We start from the raw sequence: 17890 nt of genomic DNA on the forward strand, positions 1-17890 counted from the left end.
GACGTCATTCACCATTGCGGTGGTTTCAGCCCGGCTGCAATCGGCCAGCGCGACGAATGGGACAGGTCCTGCACCGCGTTCGGAACCGTCACGAATTATTTTTGAATTCCATTTGACTGAATAAATTGCCTGTGCAAGTCTTGGCCTTCCTAAGGGGCGCGGACATGGCACTGCGGGGGACCAATCAGGAGTTCGGGCGGCCTTACAATCGGCGCATCGTGCTGGAGTCCATCCGCCTTCACGGTCCCATCGCTCGCGGCGACATTGCCAGCCGGGTCGGCCTCACCGTCCAGACCGTATCGACCATCGTTCGCGAACTCGAAGAGCATGGCTATGTGCTGTCGCTGCGCGAGGAGCCGCGCGGACGCGGGTTGCCGCCGGCGACGCTCAGGATCAACCCCGAGGGCGGCTATGCCGTGGGCGTCCACCTCACCCCGCTGGGGATCGACGCGGCGCTCATCAATCTCAGCGGCGATGTGATCGAGAGCATGCATCGCGAGGCGCCGCATGCAACGCCCGACCATGCCTTCGAGCTGATCGGCGCGATGGTGCCCGAGCTGACCGCGCTGCGGCCCGGCGGACGCGTGCTCGGCATCGGCATGGCGCTACCTGGACCGTTCGGCGTGGAGTCGATGAGCTTCGTCGGCCCGACGACCATGGCCGGCTGGAAGGATGTCGCGCTGCCGGAACGGCTGGCCGCGTCGACCGGGCTGCCGGCCTTCTTCGAAACCGACATGGCCGCGGCGGCCATGGGCGAACGGCTTTACGGTCTCGGCTCCGGTTATTCCGAATACTACTACCTCTATTTCGGCGTCGGCCTCGGCGGCGTCATCGTGCATGACGGCGCGGTGATGCGCGGCGCCTGGGGCAATGCCGGCGAAATCGGACACATCCCTGCCGTTCCGGGCGGCGAGCCTTGCCCATGCGGCAACAGCGGCTGCCTCGAACGGTATCTCTCGCTCGAAGCACGTCGCCGCCGCAACATCAGCGACGCCGCCTGGGTGGCCGAGATCGTACCGATCTTCCGCAACGCCATCGTCACCATCGAGAATGTGTTCGACCCCGAAACCGTCATCCTCGGCGGGCTTGCCCCCACCGACCTGCTCGAAAAGCTGGTCGGCGCGGCGGGACAGCTTCCCAATTCGGTCTCGGCGCGGCGCGACCGCAAGACACCGCGCGTGACGGTGGCGACCGGCGGCAAGCATTCGGTGCTGCGGGGCGCTGCCGCATTGGCCGTTTCGGGCGTGCTGTCGCCGCGCTTCGGCCAGATGTTCATTGCCGAGCGCGAGCGCCGGCCAGACCTCATGCACAGCAAGGGAGTGGCGGCATGACCGAACCGCTGCTGGTACTCGAAAACGTCACCAAGAATTACGGCGCCATCCATGCGCTGAGAGGCATCAGCTTCTCAATCGGCAAGGGCGAGGTCGTGGCGCTGCTCGGCGACAATGGCGCCGGCAAGTCGACACTGGTCAAGATCATCGCCGGCGGCCTCGAGCCGAGCTCCGGCCGCATGCTGTTCGAGGGCAAGGAGTTCCTGGCGAAATCGCCGGCCGAGGCCAAGGCTGCCGGCATCGAGACCGTCTACCAGGACCTGTCGCTGTGCACCAATGTCGACGTTGTCGCCAATTTCTTCATGGGCCGCGAGATTACCCGCAAGGTTCTCGGCATCCCGATCCTCGACGAGCGCGCCATGGAGGCCGTCGTCGGCAAGGCGCTGGCAAGTGCCGGCACCCGCATCCCATCGCTACGCACCAATGTCGAGCACCTCTCGGGCGGCCAACGCCAAGCCATCGAACTCAACCGCTTCGTACATTGGGGCGGCAAGCTTGTGCTGCTCGACGAGCCGTTTGCAGCACTCGGCGTCGAACAGACGCGGCGCGGTCTCGAGATGATCCGCCAAGTGGCCAACCAGGGCATCGGCGTCGTCATCATCACCCATATCATGCAACAGGCTTTTCAGGTCGCCGACCGGATCGTGGTGATCCGGCAAGGCGTCGTGGCCGGCGATGTCGCACGCAACAAAACAAGTCCCGATGCGGTGATCAACATGATCACCGGTGAGACGCTTGCCGGTGCCGGACCGGCAGGTTGAGGGACAAAAGAGGGGTCCGGTATAAAAGAGGAGCGAACGACATGAAGCGAATACTGGTTCTTGTCTTCGGTATCCTGGCACTGGCTCTTGCCTCGCTCACGCCGGCAATGTCCCAGACCAAGGGCACCGTCTATTATATGGTCCCGACCCTGCTCGATGAATTCCAGACCGGCTCGGTGAGCGCGCTGGAGCTGTTCCTCAAGCAGGTCGGCTATGAGGTGAAAACACTCAACGCCGACAACAAGACCGACGCGCAGCAATCGCAGATGAACGACGTCATTGCGCTGAAGCCGGCGGCGATCATCCTGGCCGCCGTCGATTTCAACGCGCTGAAGCCGTCCATCGAAGCGGCGCGTGCGGCCGGCATCCCGGTGGTCGAGTTCGACCGCCAGATCACCTCGACCCCGTCCGATTTCACCTCGGTGGCGGGCACGGTCGAGATCGGCTACGTCGCCGCCGAGCAGGCGCAAAAGCTTCTGACCGCCAAGAACGGTTCTGTGAAGGGCAAGATCCTGCAGGTGCTCGGCGATCCCGGCGATCCCTACACGCTCGACATCCAGAAGGGTTTCGAGGAGAAGTTGAAGGCGTTTCCTGACGTCAAGATCATCTCGCTGCCGGCCATGCAATGGGAAGCCAGCAACGCCGGCACGATCGTTGCCGACCAGATGCTCGCCAACCCCGACATCGACCTGATCTTCAGCCATGCCGCGCACCTGTCGGTCGCAGCCGTCGCCTCGCTCGAGGCCGCCGGCAAGAAGCCGGGCGACGTCATGCTGATGAGCTCGAACGGCGCTCCGGTCGGTCTCGACCTGATCCGCAAGGGCTGGCTCAATGTCGAAGTCGAGCAGCCGCTCTACGCGCAGGCCGCGGCCGTGGCGATGTTCATGGACAAGATCGCCGGCAAGCAGGAAATCAAGCCTGGCGAGTATGACGTGCTCGGCTTGAAGTCGACCGTGACCAAGGAGAGCTGGGGCCCCAACATCAAGATCCCGGGCGCCGCCATCACCAAGGAAAACGTCGACAATCCGGCCTTCTGGGGCAACCAGAAGCCGCCGACGGACACGATCAAGTCTGTCGAATAGTCGCCTAGCGAAGCGCTCCGGGCCATTGCGGCCCGGAGCCTGCCCATTCACGACGCCGCGTCCCAGGACACCGTGGCGAACCTAAACCCGCGCCTGAACCCGACGAAATCGAGTTGATTTCTCAGCCTGATTTTCTCGGGGGCGCCAACCGGATCAGCCCATGAACCCGCGCAGCCGCAAAGCCCTGGAGTTCGTCCTCGACAACCTCGTCTGGTTCATGCTGATCTTTGTGCTGGTTGTCTTTTCCGTCTTCATCCCCAACTACTTCCAGCTCGGCATCTTCGCCAACATCATCGAGGCCTCGAGCGTTCTCGGCGTGATGTCGATCGGCCTGTCGCTGGTCATCATTGCCGGCCATATGGACCTGTCGGTGGAATCGGTGGCCGCACTCAGCGCCATGGCGGTCGGCATCCTGTTCTGCTCATCGGGCATCGGCATGGGCATACAGCTCAATCCGCAATGGCTGATGGTTCCGGTTTCGCTGCTGGTTGCGCTGGCCGTCGGCGGCCTCATCGGCGCCTTCAACGGCTATCTCGTGGTCAAGGTGAAGATGAGCGCCTTCATCATCACGCTGGCGTCCTACATCTGGGTGCGCGGCCTGGTGCTGGTGATTTCCGGCGGCCGCTCGGCACAGGATCTGGCGCCGGCCATCCGCTGGTTCGGCATCCAGCGAATGGCCGGCCTGCCGCTGACCGCCTGGATCGCCGTCGCCTGTTTCGTCCTGTTCTCGCTGATCATGGCCAAGACGCCGTTCGGCCGCCACCTCGTGATGATCGGCGGCAACGAGACCGCGACCTTCCGCGCCGGCATCCGCGTCAACCGCAATCTGATCATCGCCTTCGTACTTGCCGGCGCCATTGCCGGCCTCGCCGGCTGGCTGCTCGCCATCCGCACCTCGGGCGCCACCGCCAATCTCGGCACCGGGCTGTTGTTCAACGCCTTTGCCGCGGTCGTCATCGGCGGCGTCAGCCTGAAAGGCGGCGTCGGCACCTTGCCCGGCGTCTATGCCGGCGTGCTGCTGCTCTCCTCCATCAACACGGCAATCAACCTGATGGGCCTGCCGGCGAATTTCACCCAGGTGATCCATGGCCTTTTGGTGCTCGCCGCCGTGCTGCTCGACGCCTTCAAGCAAACCATTCGCCAAAGACTCGCATGACAGGACAGCTCACATGACCGGACGGCTGCAAGACAAGGTCGCGCTTATCGTCGGCAGCGCGCGCGGCATCGGCAAGGGCATTGCGCTGCGCTTTGCCGAGGAAGGCGCAAGGCTGGTCCTGGCCGACAGCGAGGCCGAGGCCGGCCAGGCGACCGCGGACGAGCTCGGCGCGGATTTCATTCGCACCGACATCTCGCAAATGGCCGATGCAGAAGCTGCGGTGGCGCTGGCGCTGAGCCGCCATGGCCGCCTCGACATCGTCGTGCAGAATGCCGGCATCTATCCCTGGCAGCTGATCGAAAACACCAGCCCGGACGACTGGGACCGGGTGATGGCGGTCAATCTGCGCGGCACGTTCAACGCCACGCTGGCGGCGCTGGCGCCGATGAAGGTGCAAGGTTACGGGCGCATGCTCTACACCTCGTCGATCACCGGTCCGCACGTCACCAGCCCCGGCCACGGCCACTACGCCGCCAGCAAGGCCGGCATCAACGGCTTCATCCGCTCGGCGGCGCTGGAATTTTCGGGCTACGGCATCACCGTCAACGGCGTCGAGCCCGGCAACATCCTGACCGAAGCGATCGAGCTGCATCGCGGCGCCGCCTACATCAAGAACATGGAGGATTCGATCCCGCTCGGACGCCTCGGCAGTCCGCGCGACGTCGCCAACGCCTTCCTGTTCCTCGCCTCCGACGATGCCAGCTACATCACCGGCACCACCATCGTCGTCGACGGCGGCCAGTTGCTCCCCGAAGGCAAGGATTTCCGGCTGCTGCCGCCGTGATCAGCCGGATTTCTTGTAAAGCAGCAATTCAGGCCGGTACTCGAAATGCATGGTGTCGTAGTGATACCAGCGCCCGCCCCAGATGAAGCCATTTTTCTCGAACAGTTCCACGATTTCCAGCGGGATCCGGTTCTTGAAGGGAATGGGGGCCTTCGGGTTGGTTTTGTTCCTGTTGTTGTACCAGTAGTCGGAGAAGCCGACATTGATATCGAAGGCCGCCCCGAAGGAGTGGACGCTCAACCGGTCCGTGCCGGCGATGGGCCGCCAGACAAAGCCGCCGCCGGGCTTGAGCCCGTAACGGCTCAGCTCCGCGGGCATCGCCTCAAGCGCAGCGGAGACCTTGCCCAGCCGGTCGTTGATGGCAAACACCTTGGTCACCTGCACGGTTTTCTTGCCGAGCTTCGGCAACCATTTGACGTTGGCGATGTGCTTGCCCACCTCGGCGGCACTTGCCCCGTAGAGCTTTTCGAAGAAAGGTTCGTTCCGGATGCGGCCGGGATCGAAATCCTCCGCTGGGACCAGGGCGCCCTCCGCTGCTCCGGGATAGGCGTAGCGAAACATGTCTTCGATGTCGGGGCTCTCAAGCAGCGCGTCGGCGTCGCGCGCCTTGCCGTCGTTCCACACCATGGTGGTGCCGTCGGTCCAGGTCAGGACATTGCCCGAAATGGTGAAAAGGCCGGGATAGGCCTTGAGCAAGGCTGCCTTGGCGGCGGGCTGGTCGACGCCGTCGCCCACATTCCCCGCATAGGCGAAGCGCCCAATACCAGAGATTGCCAATGCCGATAGCAGCTGTAACATCAACCGCCGTGGATAGTCGATCATTGTGCTGCCTCCGCGAGGGCTTTCATTCATCGTGCATTTAACAAGGCAGCTGTACCATGCTGGTCGAATCGAACGGGAGACAAAATCATGTCAAAAACCTTCACTGCTTTGATCCGGATGACGTTTACATTCATTTGCCTGGTCGGCCTGGCCTCGTCAGTTTCTATCCTTTTCCCCGCCACCGCGTCGGCCCAGCGCATGCAGAAATGCGCCGACGAAGGCGAAATCTGCCGCCTGCCCTACCCCTCGGAAGTGGTCTACGGCGCGCGCGGGCAGACCACTTCGCGCTTCATCGATCGCCGTGCCGTGCCGTGTACGAATCGCGTCTTTGGGGACCCGGCGCCCGGCCGCGACAAGGCTTGCTATATCGTGAAGCGCGGGGGCGGTAACGACTATGGCGACAATGACGACGACGGCGACAATTACGGCGATGATGATTACGGCCAGGGCCGCGGCAGATGGGTGGCCTGCGCCCGGGAGAATCAGTTCTGTGATTTCCGTGGCCGCCAAGTGGTCAGATACGGAGCGCGCGGTCGGTTCACGCAAGGCGTTTTCAGGAACGGCGTGCGCTGCGGCAACGATGCCTTTGACGAGGATCCCGCTCCCCGTGCGAAGAAGACCTGCTACATCAGGAAGTAGACTGGTGCCGGCATGAAAGGGGGGGCGGCTCTTTGAGGCCGCGCCCGGAATCCGGGATCTTGGTGGGCGATGACGGGCTCGAACCGCCGACATCTTCGGTGTAAACGAAGAGGACTGGCTACTCCATGCTTCCTCCGCCTCCTCTCCTACACTGTTTTCATTCAATTATTTCATGCCACGCTACCTTGTAGCCCCTGCTGTTTCCCGCGATACTAGTTGCTAGTTTGTAGCTAGGGGGCGGCCATGGCTATCACGAAGATGGATGTAGACACACTCCCCGGGAACTCCGTCCTTTGGGATTCCGGAAAGGGAAGCGTTGTCGGCTTCGGTGTTCGCAAACAGCGGCGAGATGCAGTGTTCGTGATCAAGTACGCGATCAACGGCCACCAGCGGTGGTATACGATCGGACGGCTTGGATCTCCGTGGACCGTCGACCAGGCGCGCCAAGAGGCCAAAAAGCTTTTTGGTCAGATCGCATCCGGAGTAGACCCTAACCAAGCCAAACGCGATGCCAAAGTCGAAACGCCTGCACTGTCGATTTCGGACCTTTGCGACAGGTATATGGAAGTGGCAAACGCTGGTGCCATTCTGACAAGGTTCAATAGGCCCAAGAGGGCGTCTACGCTACAAATTGATATCGGTCGCATCGAGCGACACATCAAGCCGCTGATCGGCGCAAAAGCAGTCACGGAGGTCGATCCCAAGGTCGTTAAGCGCCTTATCCAAGATGTAGCCCTGGGCAAGTCGGCAATCGACATCAAAACAAAAGCAAGAGGTCGTGCAAGGGTTACAGGTGGAGCGGCCACCGCAGCCCGTGTGGCCGACCTGTTGTCGGGAATAATGACCTGGGCCGTCGACGAAGCCATCATTGACAAGAACCCAGTTCATGGGGTCCGACGGTTCCGCAGCGAGGCAAAACAGCGTTTTCTCAACGATGACGAATTAGCTGCGCTGGGAACCCAGCTCCGAAAAGGCACGGACCGGGCCGACAAAGCCTTTCACCCTTATGCGCTGGTCATTATCGAGCTACTCAGCCTTACGGGCTGCCGATCAAGCGAAATCGCCAAGCTCGTTTGGTCCGAGTTCGACCGCGACCAGCATTGCCTCCGACTCTCTGACACGAAATCAGGATACAGTTTGCGGGCCATCGGAAGTCGGGCGTCGGACTTAATTAGTAAGCAGGCGGTCATTCAATCGTCCCCGTTTGTCTTTCCTGGAGCGAAGGGAATTTCAAGCTACCAAGGACTCAACAAGGAAGCTCCACGCCTGTTCGCATCCACAGCGCTGGTAGGCGTGACGTGTCATGTCCTCCGTCACACCTACGCTTCGGTCGCGTCAGGACTGGGGTATTCCGATTCGACGATTGCCGGATTGTTAGGTCACAAAGGTCGCGGCGTAACTTCTCGATACATTCATCGACCGGACGCAGCGCTGGCATCCGCTGCAGAAGCCGTCGCAAATGAAATTTCTGGAAAAATGAAAATTGAAATTAGGCGCTGACGCTTTTTTTGCGCGCATCTACATGAGCGCAATTTGAGTGATTTACCGACCTGATTTTTTGCCACCGTAAAGACGGCTTTCTCTCGCCTGATCGGAGATGCGTCGCGCGAATTTCGATGTGCCGCGTAATTTGTGATCAACGAAATTTTCGTCGAAAATTTGCAAGCTCGATTGCATTCCGATGCGCTTCGCACGGATTGATGCGTGCGTGAATTTCCGCGCGTGACCTGCGCGATTTTCACCACCGTAAAGGACGTGTGCACTCGAACAAAGGAGTACACGTTGTGCAGAAAATTCAGTCACAAAAAACTCAATTCGGCTCGGTTGAAAACGCTTTGTGCGATCGTCTGATTGACGAAAAAGCGCTTGCTATTCGCTGGGGTGTTTCAACACGTACGCTGCAGAACAAACGCGTCTCGGGAAACGGAATCCCATTTCTGAAAATCAGCTCTTCAGTGCGATATCGAATGAGCGATGTGATTGCCTTTGAAAACGCATCGTTGCGTTTTTCAACATCAGATTCTTCAGACGCAAATCAATCAGAATAGCATCGTGAATGTGGGTCATTGAGTCTCACCTGCGCGTGTGCACTTCGACGCGCAATTCGGTTTACCGGTAGCTCAACCGACGCAAATTTCCTCATCGTAAAAGATCCACGCCGAACGACATTTCGTGCGCTCGGCGCCCTCTAACTTTTTCAAAAATTCACATCAGCATCGAAAGGAAACTGTCGTGAAATCACGTCAGAAGAAGATCCATCTCGCACCCCTCGGCGCGGAAGCAAACAGCTCGAGGTCCATCTTTCGGACCTCGAAAAATAATCGCAAAGATGACGAGATCCGGAAGCTTGGCAAACGCTTGCGAAAGCGTGATGGCGTTGCGAAAGTGCTGATCAAATGCCGGTCAGAGTTCAGCGCCCTGTCGCAGGCCCACCATAACCACGTCCGGGAATCGACGATTGCCATCTACGCGGCCGCACTACTCCTCGTAGAAGACAGATCGTCATGGGCCGAGTTTTGCCGGCATAGAGATTGGCGAAAGCGCAAGCGGCTTGCACCGCGCGTGGGTCACCCAGAAGATGCACTGCGCGCCTCCGTCAGGCTCGCCGTCGGGTTCAAAGGCAAACGCGCAACGAGAAGATCCAGCCGCCTCTACAAGCTCCTGGAACCGTTTTTTGCCCGTGCCACCCCCATGCGCGAAGTGGCGGCCATTGCCAGAGATCGCGGCCTAAAAGGGCTCGCCGAGGTAGGCACGACGTTCAAAGACGAAAAAAGGTTGCGTCGAACGAAAAGAGGCGCCCAGCCTGCCGGTTTACGTTGGAAAACGGCAAAATGGCGACGAAATTTTCGTCAGTGGCCGCTGGTACAAAATTCCAACTATTCGGAAGAGTCAAAAAGTCGAAAAGCGGCGCGGTCGAGATAATAATTTACAAGATAAAATCGAAGTAACCCCTTGTAATACACTAATTACATTACCTGATTATCATCAAAATGGTTATATAGATCATAATGTATACAAATTATATTTATGTAACCATTGTTTTTTTAGGGAATACCGAAATGAAAAGAGAGCCGGTACTGATGAAACGCGTATTTATCAACGCGCATGAAAAAATCGAAAAGGCCATCACGAAAAAGCTTCACACCCCTTTAGGTGCACAACTTCTGACCATTGCGTTGCGCGATGCGCTGCTCGAACGAGAGGCCAAACACCTATATGCCATCAACAAAAGGTCGCGGATCGCTTTCGCCAAATCTGTTCACAGAAGCCTCAAGGGCCTGATCAACAAGCAAGGCAAGACAGCCAAGTATCATTTCGTCACTTTGACTCCATTGAAGTTTGCGGTTCCAATCTCACAGGCGTCAGCGATGGATGTCGGACGCATTATCCGATGGGCCAGACGGCACCTTGGTAAATGTCATTTCATCGCCTGTGTCGAAGCTGCTATTTATCCCAACTTGGCAAAGGCCGGCCTCGCCAGGGAGACAACGGTGTCGTGGCATGTCCACGCCATCGTATGGGGATGCAAACGCGACGCCGTTAGACACCTGGTGAACAAGGTCACCAAACAATACCCCTCGCTCCTTCCTGGTGCTCCGTCAGGTCATGCCGAGGCCTTTTCGGCCAAGGATATCCTCGGACGGGTCTGGTATTCGTTCAAGGCCCCCTGCTCCGAGCACAACGTCTATCCGATGAAGAGGGAGGATGTAGATAGGCAGACCGGGGAGGTCTTCACGGTAGCTACCGGGCGGTTCAAGCAAAGAAAGCGAGAGATCCGCCCCGGTCATGCCGTCCGAATGGTTGAGGTCATGGGAACTCGAACAATTCCAGAACTTGCCTTCGGTGGTGGGAAGGGTGCCGCGCTCCTAGAGCGGGCTACGAAGGTAGCCAAGCGCACATTAAAGAAGGGAGATGAAGAAACCAGGTGTCGTCTTACCCGGCTCTTTGACTGAATACGACCGACGATAGTTCGCCTGTTTGGAGGACATATTTGCTTTGGCCTGCATTCTAACACCGCCGACCTTCAGCTCGGCGCCATCTTCAACCAATAGTCTCGATGCCAATTTGTGAAGAATATGGGAATCCGCTCGCCTGATACTCGATCGATCGCCTGCGCGATCCCACCTTCTAGCCAAGTCGATCCATCTGCTTGCTCGATACGGTGTGGGGTCCACCGGTCGCGAAGTGCCTTCGTAACGTCAGCGCGGCTCAGTCGCGTGCCGATCCCATCGTGGTTCACCTTCGAGAGGATAAGCAGGTTGCCCGCATGGCGTGCGCCACCAGACGACGTCTTGTCAGGGTGATGACCTTCGAGCATGCGGATACGGTTCTCTGCATGTTGCGCATAGGATCCGACCGGTGCCAGTTCATTTGGCGGACGGCGGGCAAGCTCGATCTGACAATGCGAAGCATAGTGATCGGTCTTCAGTTGCACGCGCTGGATGTCCTCGGCGACCACTTGCGGCCGATTGCTTCCGCCGCTTCGCGTAGAGTTTCGGATACCGCCGCCGGAATATAGCTCGCCCGGTTTCGGATAGTTGCGTTTCGAATCTGGCTCCGATCCTGGATGCGGCTGGGGAGACTCGCCGGTTTTTTCCTCGGCCGATTTCTCATCATAGCCGTCCTGCTCGTAGCTGTCCGGTTCCTGCGTTGCCCGAAAGTCGCGGGTACGGTGGCGGAGCGCGTCCTTCAGGACCGAACTCAGCCATCGAAGCCGGGGTTTCAGGAATACCATGTCTGCGATCGCCTTCATCAGCAGGTCGTCGAGGTCGCCGTCGCGATCGAGCCAGATTTCGTTCGGCAGTACTACCCATTCGCGCGCCGCTCGATATTGGCGGCCCCGCACCTTGAACTGGACGGTCAGACCGCTCGCGATTACCACCCGCTTGATTGCGAGCAGACGGCGCTGGAACTGCAGTTCGATCAGGTTCTGAGAAACATCGAATTCCTGCAGCTGCTTCCGGAAGAGCTTGCCGGCGTTCGCACCTGCCATCGCATGGACGGTCTCGAGAAAGCTCTCCGTAGCCGGTTCCTGGTCACGGCCAGCGGGGTTGACGGGTTCTGTTGCGAGCGACGAGAGGGCGGGGATCTGCCAGTGCCGTAATTCATCGGCGATCGGGTTTCGCACGTTAGGGACGCTGTGGATCGCCAGCCGCAATTTCCGATTGAGCATGTCGCCGCGGATCGCTGCGGCGAGCTCGGGCAGGTCGTCGACGACCGCTACACGGCGTGCCGCCGTGGCGGCGAGCAGTTCGACCCCGCCATTGTCTTCGACCGGGATGCAGCCCAGTTCGGGCGGCTGCATCAGCCAGCTGTCGACGGCTTTCGGGTGGTGGAGGTGCCGCATGATGCAGCCGATCTGGGCGGTTCGCGTCGCCTGGGGCTGCGCGTTGAGCCATTCGAAATAGGCGCGCGACGTCTCCGGTGTCGGGATGCCGCGGATGACGCCAGCCTTGCGATAAAGCTCCTGGACATTGTCGGCCAGCCCTTCGCCGCTGATCTGGAGCTTCCACCCGCCCCAGAGTTCGCCGAGATTGCCCTTGAACGCGAGACGATCCGGAGCGACTAGGCCGTTTCCGAAGGGGAGGCACGGGATCTGGCGGACCTCCGAGGCGATCTCGGGATCATCGGCCTCGGTGATGACCACCAGCCGCGGCAGAAGCGCGCGCTCATTGCCGGGGTCATCGCGCAACGCGTCAAGGGCCATCTGCGCGGTCGGATTGCGCGCGGGCGGCAGGACCGCATCGAGGTCGAGCGTCGGGCGATCGATCAGGTCCTTCGGCTGAAGCACCAGCCGAGCCGTCTCGCCGCTGCCGCGGACGAGCACATTGGCCGGCTTTATTTCGCCCGCGAGGCTGAGTCCGACCGCGCTCGCGCGTAGCGAGCGCAGCACCCCTGCTACTCGCTTCGAACTGGCGAGTGCCGCGAGCGCAGATTCGAGCGCATGAAAGGCGGAGCGCTCATTTGCCTCCAGCGGGCGGGCGGGCGGAAACGCCGCGAGCCGATCCGAATAGAAGGCCATGACCTCGGTTGTACTTGGTTCCTCGCGCAAGGTCAGCCGGGCGCGGCTGCCCTTGAGCTTGTTGCAGAGCACGCGCACTTCGCGCGTCGGTCTAGCAATATGGTCACCGAGCAATGTCGCGACCTTGCCTTTCGGCAAGCACAGCTCATCGAAGGCGTAGACCGTGCCGTCGACCGCAGGCCAGATTGGCAGGTTTTTGACCGCGGGCCAGTCGTCGCGGGCAAGCTCATCCGGGTTGGCGGCGAGCCAAGTGAAGAAGCGCTTGCGGACCGCGACCGATTTGTTCGCGAGGTCGCCATCGCGAAGAAGATTGCGCAGCGCATAGCCTTCGAGATGCCAGCCTTCGAGCTTGAAGACAGGATGCCCGCGCAGATCAGGATGGATCGTGGGAGGGACATCGAGCTGGAGCTCGGATGGAATCGAAGCGCCACGCTTCAGCCTTGACAGGGGATTGATTTTGCCCTCGCCGTCCGGCAGATGCGCGGTAGCGCCGCTGGGGCGAGCAGCCACGGCGAAGCCGCTCAAAAAAGGGTGCAGCGCGTCGAGATACACTCTCGCGATGGCCGGATCGCCCAGCGATCGAAGCCATTCCGCCTCGTTGCGCCATGGGAAATGCTCGGCGTCAGAGGCTTCTAGGCGATCCAGAACATCTTGTCCGTCGTATCTCAGGTGATCATTGCCCCATCCGGTACAGCTTCCGGTTGCGAGCAGCTGGACCAGCGCTGCAGGGGTCTTGGGATCGAGGATAGGCAATGAGGCAGGCGCGACTTTAGCGAGCGCAGCGGACCAATCGCGCTCCCTGCCCTCATAAACCGGGACGGCCAGCAGCGATCCTTGCTTGTGGCGGACAGGCTTGCCCTGCGCGTCGATTGCCGGAAACGCGCGAGCCGCCAACAGGCGGTTGGCAAAGGACAGCAGCCGTTCGCCTGCAAGGGTACCAAGCAAGTCGAGCGCCCTCGCGCCGTGGCGTGGGATGAGCAGCTTGGCGAGGACGTCGGCAAAGAGTGCATCGCATGCCCCGATGATCGCATCATTCCATGCGCCCGATTGCGCCGCGAGTTCGTGCCGTTCGGTGTCGGAGACAAACGCCCCTGAGTAATGCGCGTTGGTTCCACTCGCTGAACCGGTGTCATTCCCCGGATACGCGACGGGATAACGCAGGCGTCCCATACCCAGTATGAGCTTGCCGCCCGCGTCCACGTCCCAGGCAACTTCGACGACGAGACCGCCGCGGGAAAATAGCCGGTTGCCTGCCGATCGGTATTCCGCCGCTTGGAAGAAGCGAGCCTTGCCGAGCGACCGCTCGGTCGATAGCGTGAGGCAGGCCTGCTCGCGTTCGAGCTGCCGCTCGCCATTGGCGAGGATCTCGCTGCACTCGCGGAAGTAGGTGACGAGCCCTGACTCCCGGCGCACGCGGCCGGCGCTGAACGCGAAAGTGTGCGAGCCCAATTTGTGGTGCGAGAGGACCACCTCGTATCGCTCGAGCATCCCGGGCCGTATGATGCCCAGGAGCCGTTTGGGCAGCGTAGCCACAGCCTCTTTGAAAACGTGCTCGATCTGCGGGTCGGTCACGGCCGCGAATTCGATGGCCTCGCCATGCGGCACGGAGAAGCGTCGGCGGCGATAGGGAACTTCGATCTGGGTGCCGCGCACAGGTGCGCCCGAATCGTCGCGCGGCGGGACGCGCACGCCGGGATAAGGAGGTTTGTTGTTGCCATCCTTGAACAGCGTTTGCAGGATCTGCTGGCCAGCGGACCGCAACGTGATGCTGTTGCCGAGCGTAAAGCACGCCTTGAGGCCGTGGTTCTTGACCCCGAACATGCCGACTTTGGCCGCGACTTCGTGGCCTGCGCCCTTGATGTAGCTCAGCCGCTCCCATCCAGGCGCGTCGATCGGATCGCCGTTTCCGAGACAGACCAGTTGGTCGGGTTCGAACCGGATTTCGGTTCGCGATGAGCGTGCGTCGAGCTCATTGACGATTAACTCTAGAAGCAGGTCGTCGCCACGTAACCCATTCAGGAACTGCCAGAACTCAGGCGCCTGGTCGGTCTTAAGTACGAATTCTTCCGCCTGCTCAGAAGGCATTGTTTGCTCCGATCGATCGAGAGTGCGCTTGAGCTTGCGATGGGTCACGCAATGGCAATTGCAGCAGAGGCATCCAAGGCCGACGACCTTGCGCCATGGCTCTGCCGTGCGCAGGAAATGCGTGCCCAGTGATGAAGGCGCGAAGGCGTTCTATTTCTGGTCACTCTGAACCCTCCTGTAGAATGCCGGCAGAGTCGGTGCATAGCCGACTTCGAGCCTCCATTCAGCTGTCTGTATCTCGTCTAGGATCAGCCGTCTTCTGCGAACGACTGCTTACGTCAAACTTCCTCTCGAAAACAGAAAAGCAGCGAGCGGCCTACTAGCGGCAGCTTTTGAACACCCGATAGTGTGAAAATCGTATTTTACCCTGAGGGAAAGGACCGGCAGGATTACAACACCGCTCTCCAGGGCGATCATACGCGGCCGCCTCGAACCTCGTTCCTTGCCACGTTAAGCGCGTCAGCCACTCGCTCTAGCTCCGAGATCTTGAAATGGCGCTGGCTCGCTCCTGTGTGACAAACGACGTGTGGCTCACTGCCGGAGCGTGTGTCCGCGTTTGCTTCGCACAGTCCATGGGCAAGGCAATTTCGTACATCGACGAGCGTCTCAATGTTAGTTCGGATACGCTGGCACGCGTCCGGCTCAACTTCGCGCCAGTGGACCCATACCGATCGCTCAGACAACTGGCGATCTGGGTCGACTGCCTTGATACGCGTGCGGACTTCTTCCTCCAGCCAGCCCCAATGCAGTAGCACATTTGCGACCGCGGCCATCAAATCCCGCATGTTCGGTTCGTGAACCAAATCGTCACCCATAGTTGTCACTCGACGTGATTGCTCCGTCAGCCAAAGGCTGCGAACTGGCGCGGCGACTAGAGACTTTGCGGACTTGGGGACGGGGCTCTCTCAAAGCGCGATTTCCTGGATGGCTTTCTGCAGCTCGACATCCAACTGCCGCTCCGCGACTCAAACCAGTTACACAGCTCGGTTACCTGCCTCCCAGCTTCATGCTGGTCATTTGACGCCCGAGTAGCTTACTATCCGGCCGACCTGGTCGAGATCAATAAACGCCCGTTTCCTGCGCCGGCCAACAGCCATGAAAATTGAGACGATTTTGTTGAGCCTCAAGGAAGCGGAGCGCTTTGCCACTGTCATCGTAGTGACTGATGTCGTCCCCGTCTGTTTCCCGAAACCCATTTTCCTCCAAGAAGCGCCCGTTGAACTTGCCTACGGCAGTTGCCTTCAGCCGTTTAGGTCGCTGAACAATGTCAACCACAATCCCCATTCCCGCGAAGAGTGCGGTCACCACAAACGCGCCCAACAGGGCAGGAGGAAGGGGTTGTCAAGTTTTCCGTCGGTGACAAGCATGAGGACCCCGGACATCAGGAGGGCGGCGGCCCACCAATTCGATGTTCTTCGTCGTTTTCTTATAGATATCCCTGCTGAAGGCGTTCCGAAGCCTGCGACCGCGGTTCTACCAATCCCCGCCTCACCAGCGCCAGTTTTTAACGCCTCGAAATCACGCAATCTCCCCCTTGTGCCCGATCAAGCGGCGAGAGGTGCGGATTAAAGAAAACACGAACCACGAGGCGCCAGCGAACCAACCTACTACGGCAATCAAAACCGATACGACCAGATAAACCAGGCCGCCGAGCTTGATCGCGCCTTTGCTCAACACTTTCAGGACCGCGGAGGTTTTCTCACCCATGCGCCTTGCCAAGGATCGGAACCGGGAGAGCTCCTTGGCATCGTCCGCATACTCGAGGGCTCGAAATGTTGCCTTTATCCCTCCGGCCGACGCTATTCCCGTTGAGGAACTAGCGAGTAAACCCACCTCCCCGACCACCTGAAGCGCCCCGCTGCCGGGGCCCGCGGGCGTCAGCGCCGGCAGCTTCATCAATGGCATACCGTCGCGTACGGGGGAGCCGACTTTAGCGCGGCAAACGACAATCCGATACATCCTGACACTAGCGACTGCTGCCAACTTCATTTAACTGAGATGTAACTGACAAAATATCACGCGAAATCGCCTTTGGTATTGTCATACCTGACATTTTCAATCGGCTCTGATCTGTATTCCACCTGCTCCGAAGCGTGTATTCTATAAAAGGCTGGTATTCTTCGTCGGAGTCTGATTCTTGGATAAACACAAAATTAGCATTCTTAGCCGCGCGTAGAACACTCTCCTTGGTCACTGCATTTGCATCCTCGGTATTTATGTCAAGCCTGACCTGCAATGACTCAAACTGATCCTCACTTAGGGGGTATTCTATGGTCACAGGAAAGACGATTCCTCCCGTAAATGAAATATCAAATCGCACACCGTTGTGATTACCAAATGTGTCGCTGAAACTAAAATCTGGGGCCGCCCCCAAAGGAATTACGTCTGGAAGAATTTGACCCATCACCGCCACGTTGAGATCATCTATGGTGTCTTTCATAATGATATATTTTTTTCGGAGTTTAAAATTACTCGTCAACAATCTATCAACGGCGTAAATGTCTAAACCGGATAAATCGTCTTCAATTGCAAGTTTAAGGTCCTTTCTCAACCCAAAAACGACATCAATCAAGTCAACATGATCAACGTCTTTGAGTAAGTGACCTCTAAAATACTTTGCAATTAAGTCTAGTGTGTCAGAAGAACACAGTAGGGCCATATTATATATTTTTCTGCGCATATTCTGCGCCTCGGCCTCATCGAAATTACCGTCTTGTTCTGCCAATATAGCGATTTCGATGAATCCGTCATACGCCTCAACTCTGCGCTTAAATAATTCAACATTCCTTTCTTTTATCTCTTCACCCGCTGTTTGATGTTTGAGAAGGACTGTTGTAATTGTCACAGTAAGAATCGTTGCGATTAGCGCCGCGATAATCTCTCTAAAATAATCATTTGAAACGGACGCCTGGAAGAGCATGTAAAATATCAAAAAACTCACCAGAGCAATTACCAAAACGGTGACCATTTGGAAATTGTTTCCACTGCGGACGAACGTCAGAATATTCTCTAGTGATTTTCTCAAATAACCCTCCCTCTTTATTTTTAAATTCGTTTCGCGTCATGCCCGCAGATGATCGCGGTCGATACAGCCATCATTGTTTAGCATGGTGTGGATTTTGTGTGATCTTTGCAGCTGAAATCGTCCCAATCCGTCGCGCTGCCATAGCCCGTTCTGAACCTGCCCTCGAACTCTCGGGCGCTCTCC

The 17890-nt window shown here is 58.8% G+C and carries 15 protein-coding genes; 10 read left to right on the plus strand and 5 right to left on the minus strand.

The genetic code is table 11. The features are described 5' to 3' along the window. The first annotated feature begins 164 nt into the window (after positions 1-164). The 5 genes from NLY42_RS23535 to NLY42_RS23555 all read left to right on the plus strand — a co-directional run bounded on the left by NLY42_RS23535 (position 165) and on the right by NLY42_RS23555 (position 5114). On the plus strand, positions 165-1331 hold the full coding sequence (locus NLY42_RS23535; protein WP_023754365.1) for an ROK family transcriptional regulator: 1167 nt from the start codon (positions 165-167) through the stop codon (positions 1329-1331). Next, on the plus strand, positions 1328-2092 hold the full coding sequence (locus NLY42_RS23540) for an ATP-binding cassette domain-containing protein (RefSeq protein WP_023754364.1): 765 nt from the start codon (positions 1328-1330) through the stop codon (positions 2090-2092). Before NLY42_RS23535 ends, NLY42_RS23540 begins: the two co-directional genes overlap by 4 nt. Before the next feature lie 41 nt (positions 2093-2133). Beyond that, the gene (locus tag NLY42_RS23545; RefSeq protein ID WP_023684845.1) at positions 2134-3174 is read left to right on the plus strand and encodes a sugar ABC transporter substrate-binding protein; all 1041 of its coding nucleotides are present in this window, start codon (positions 2134-2136) and stop codon (positions 3172-3174) included. Between the two features lie 160 nt (positions 3175-3334). After that, positions 3335-4330 carry an ABC transporter permease gene (locus tag NLY42_RS23550; RefSeq protein WP_023754363.1) on the plus strand — a complete coding sequence of 332 codons (996 nt, stop codon included), beginning with the start codon at positions 3335-3337 and terminating at the stop codon, positions 4328-4330. A 13-nt stretch (positions 4331-4343) separates the two neighbouring features. Further along, on the plus strand, positions 4344-5114 hold the full coding sequence (locus NLY42_RS23555; RefSeq protein WP_023690227.1) for an SDR family oxidoreductase: 771 nt from the start codon (positions 4344-4346) through the stop codon (positions 5112-5114). Here the strand turns inward: NLY42_RS23555 and NLY42_RS23560 are convergent, their stop codons facing one another. Next, positions 5115-5936 carry a M15 family metallopeptidase gene (locus NLY42_RS23560; protein ID WP_050595682.1) on the minus strand — a complete coding sequence of 274 codons (822 nt, stop codon included), beginning with the start codon at positions 5934-5936 and terminating at the stop codon, positions 5115-5117. A gap of 87 nt (positions 5937-6023) precedes the next feature. Between NLY42_RS23560 and NLY42_RS23565 the strand changes: the two genes are divergently transcribed. The 5 genes from NLY42_RS23565 to NLY42_RS23585 all read left to right on the plus strand — a co-directional run bounded on the left by NLY42_RS23565 (position 6024) and on the right by NLY42_RS23585 (position 10528). Further along, entirely contained in the window at positions 6024-6575 is a 552-nt protein-coding gene (locus tag NLY42_RS23565; protein ID WP_031244669.1) for a hypothetical protein, read from the plus strand. Positions 6576-6818: 243 nt separating this feature from the next. Continuing rightward, complete coding sequence (locus NLY42_RS23570) at positions 6819-8075, plus strand: tyrosine-type recombinase/integrase (RefSeq protein ID WP_023754360.1); 1257 nt, start codon at positions 6819-6821, stop codon at positions 8073-8075. A 284-nt stretch (positions 8076-8359) separates the two neighbouring features. Continuing rightward, the gene (locus tag NLY42_RS23575) at positions 8360-8623 is read left to right on the plus strand and encodes a MerR family transcriptional regulator (protein WP_198022190.1); all 264 of its coding nucleotides are present in this window, start codon (positions 8360-8362) and stop codon (positions 8621-8623) included. Positions 8624-8807: 184 nt separating this feature from the next. Next, complete coding sequence (locus tag NLY42_RS23580) at positions 8808-9497, plus strand: hypothetical protein (protein ID WP_156933808.1); 690 nt, start codon at positions 8808-8810, stop codon at positions 9495-9497. 158 nt (positions 9498-9655) lie between these two features. Continuing rightward, on the plus strand, positions 9656-10528 hold the full coding sequence (locus NLY42_RS23585; RefSeq protein ID WP_031244671.1) for a hypothetical protein: 873 nt from the start codon (positions 9656-9658) through the stop codon (positions 10526-10528). A gap of 71 nt (positions 10529-10599) precedes the next feature. Here NLY42_RS23585 and NLY42_RS23590 read toward each other — a convergent pair whose 3' ends face one another. The 4 genes from NLY42_RS23590 to NLY42_RS23605 all read right to left on the minus strand — a co-directional run bounded on the left by NLY42_RS23590 (position 10600) and on the right by NLY42_RS23605 (position 17650). Continuing rightward, complete coding sequence (locus tag NLY42_RS23590; RefSeq protein WP_023756451.1) at positions 10600-14682, minus strand: hypothetical protein; 4083 nt, start codon at positions 14680-14682, stop codon at positions 10600-10602. 1059 nt (positions 14683-15741) lie between these two features. After that, on the minus strand, positions 15742-15987 hold the full coding sequence (locus NLY42_RS23595; protein ID WP_156933809.1) for a hypothetical protein: 246 nt from the start codon (positions 15985-15987) through the stop codon (positions 15742-15744). A gap of 213 nt (positions 15988-16200) precedes the next feature. After that, the gene (locus tag NLY42_RS23600; RefSeq protein ID WP_156933810.1) at positions 16201-16389 is read right to left on the minus strand and encodes a hypothetical protein; all 189 of its coding nucleotides are present in this window, start codon (positions 16387-16389) and stop codon (positions 16201-16203) included. Positions 16390-16648: 259 nt separating this feature from the next. Further along, positions 16649-17650 (minus strand): hypothetical protein, encoded by a 1002-nt coding sequence (locus tag NLY42_RS23605; protein WP_023754353.1) that lies wholly within the window; start codon positions 17648-17650, stop codon positions 16649-16651. Between the last annotated feature and the right edge of the window lie 240 nt (positions 17651-17890).

It is taken from the genome of Mesorhizobium sp. C372A, assembly GCF_030323245.1.
GTDB lineage: Bacteria > Pseudomonadota > Alphaproteobacteria > Rhizobiales > Rhizobiaceae > Mesorhizobium.

What these genes read in the sequence shown, in the direction of transcription:
- NLY42_RS23565 (WP_031244669.1), top strand. Translation starts at nt 6,024, where the DNA reads ATGTCAAAAACCTTCACTGCTTTGATCCGGATGACGTTTACATTCATT.
- NLY42_RS23605 (WP_023754353.1), bottom strand. Translation starts at nt 17,650, where the DNA reads ATGGTCACCGTTTTGGTAATTGCTCTGGTGAGTTTTTTGATATTTTAC.
- NLY42_RS23535 (WP_023754365.1), top strand. Translation starts at nt 165, where the DNA reads ATGGCACTGCGGGGGACCAATCAGGAGTTCGGGCGGCCTTACAATCGG.
- NLY42_RS23550 (WP_023754363.1), top strand. Translation starts at nt 3,335, where the DNA reads ATGAACCCGCGCAGCCGCAAAGCCCTGGAGTTCGTCCTCGACAACCTC.
- NLY42_RS23590 (WP_023756451.1), bottom strand. Translation starts at nt 14,682, where the DNA reads ATGCCTTCTGAGCAGGCGGAAGAATTCGTACTTAAGACCGACCAGGCG.
- NLY42_RS23540 (WP_023754364.1), top strand. Translation starts at nt 1,328, where the DNA reads ATGACCGAACCGCTGCTGGTACTCGAAAACGTCACCAAGAATTACGGC.
- NLY42_RS23570 (WP_023754360.1), top strand. Translation starts at nt 6,819, where the DNA reads ATGGCTATCACGAAGATGGATGTAGACACACTCCCCGGGAACTCCGTC.
- NLY42_RS23600 (WP_156933810.1), bottom strand. Translation starts at nt 16,389, where the DNA reads ATGGGTGAGAAAACCTCCGCGGTCCTGAAAGTGTTGAGCAAAGGCGCG.
- NLY42_RS23585 (WP_031244671.1), top strand. Translation starts at nt 9,656, where the DNA reads ATGAAACGCGTATTTATCAACGCGCATGAAAAAATCGAAAAGGCCATC.
- NLY42_RS23555 (WP_023690227.1), top strand. Translation starts at nt 4,344, where the DNA reads ATGACCGGACGGCTGCAAGACAAGGTCGCGCTTATCGTCGGCAGCGCG.
- NLY42_RS23545 (WP_023684845.1), top strand. Translation starts at nt 2,134, where the DNA reads ATGAAGCGAATACTGGTTCTTGTCTTCGGTATCCTGGCACTGGCTCTT.
- NLY42_RS23560 (WP_050595682.1), bottom strand. Translation starts at nt 5,936, where the DNA reads ATGATCGACTATCCACGGCGGTTGATGTTACAGCTGCTATCGGCATTG.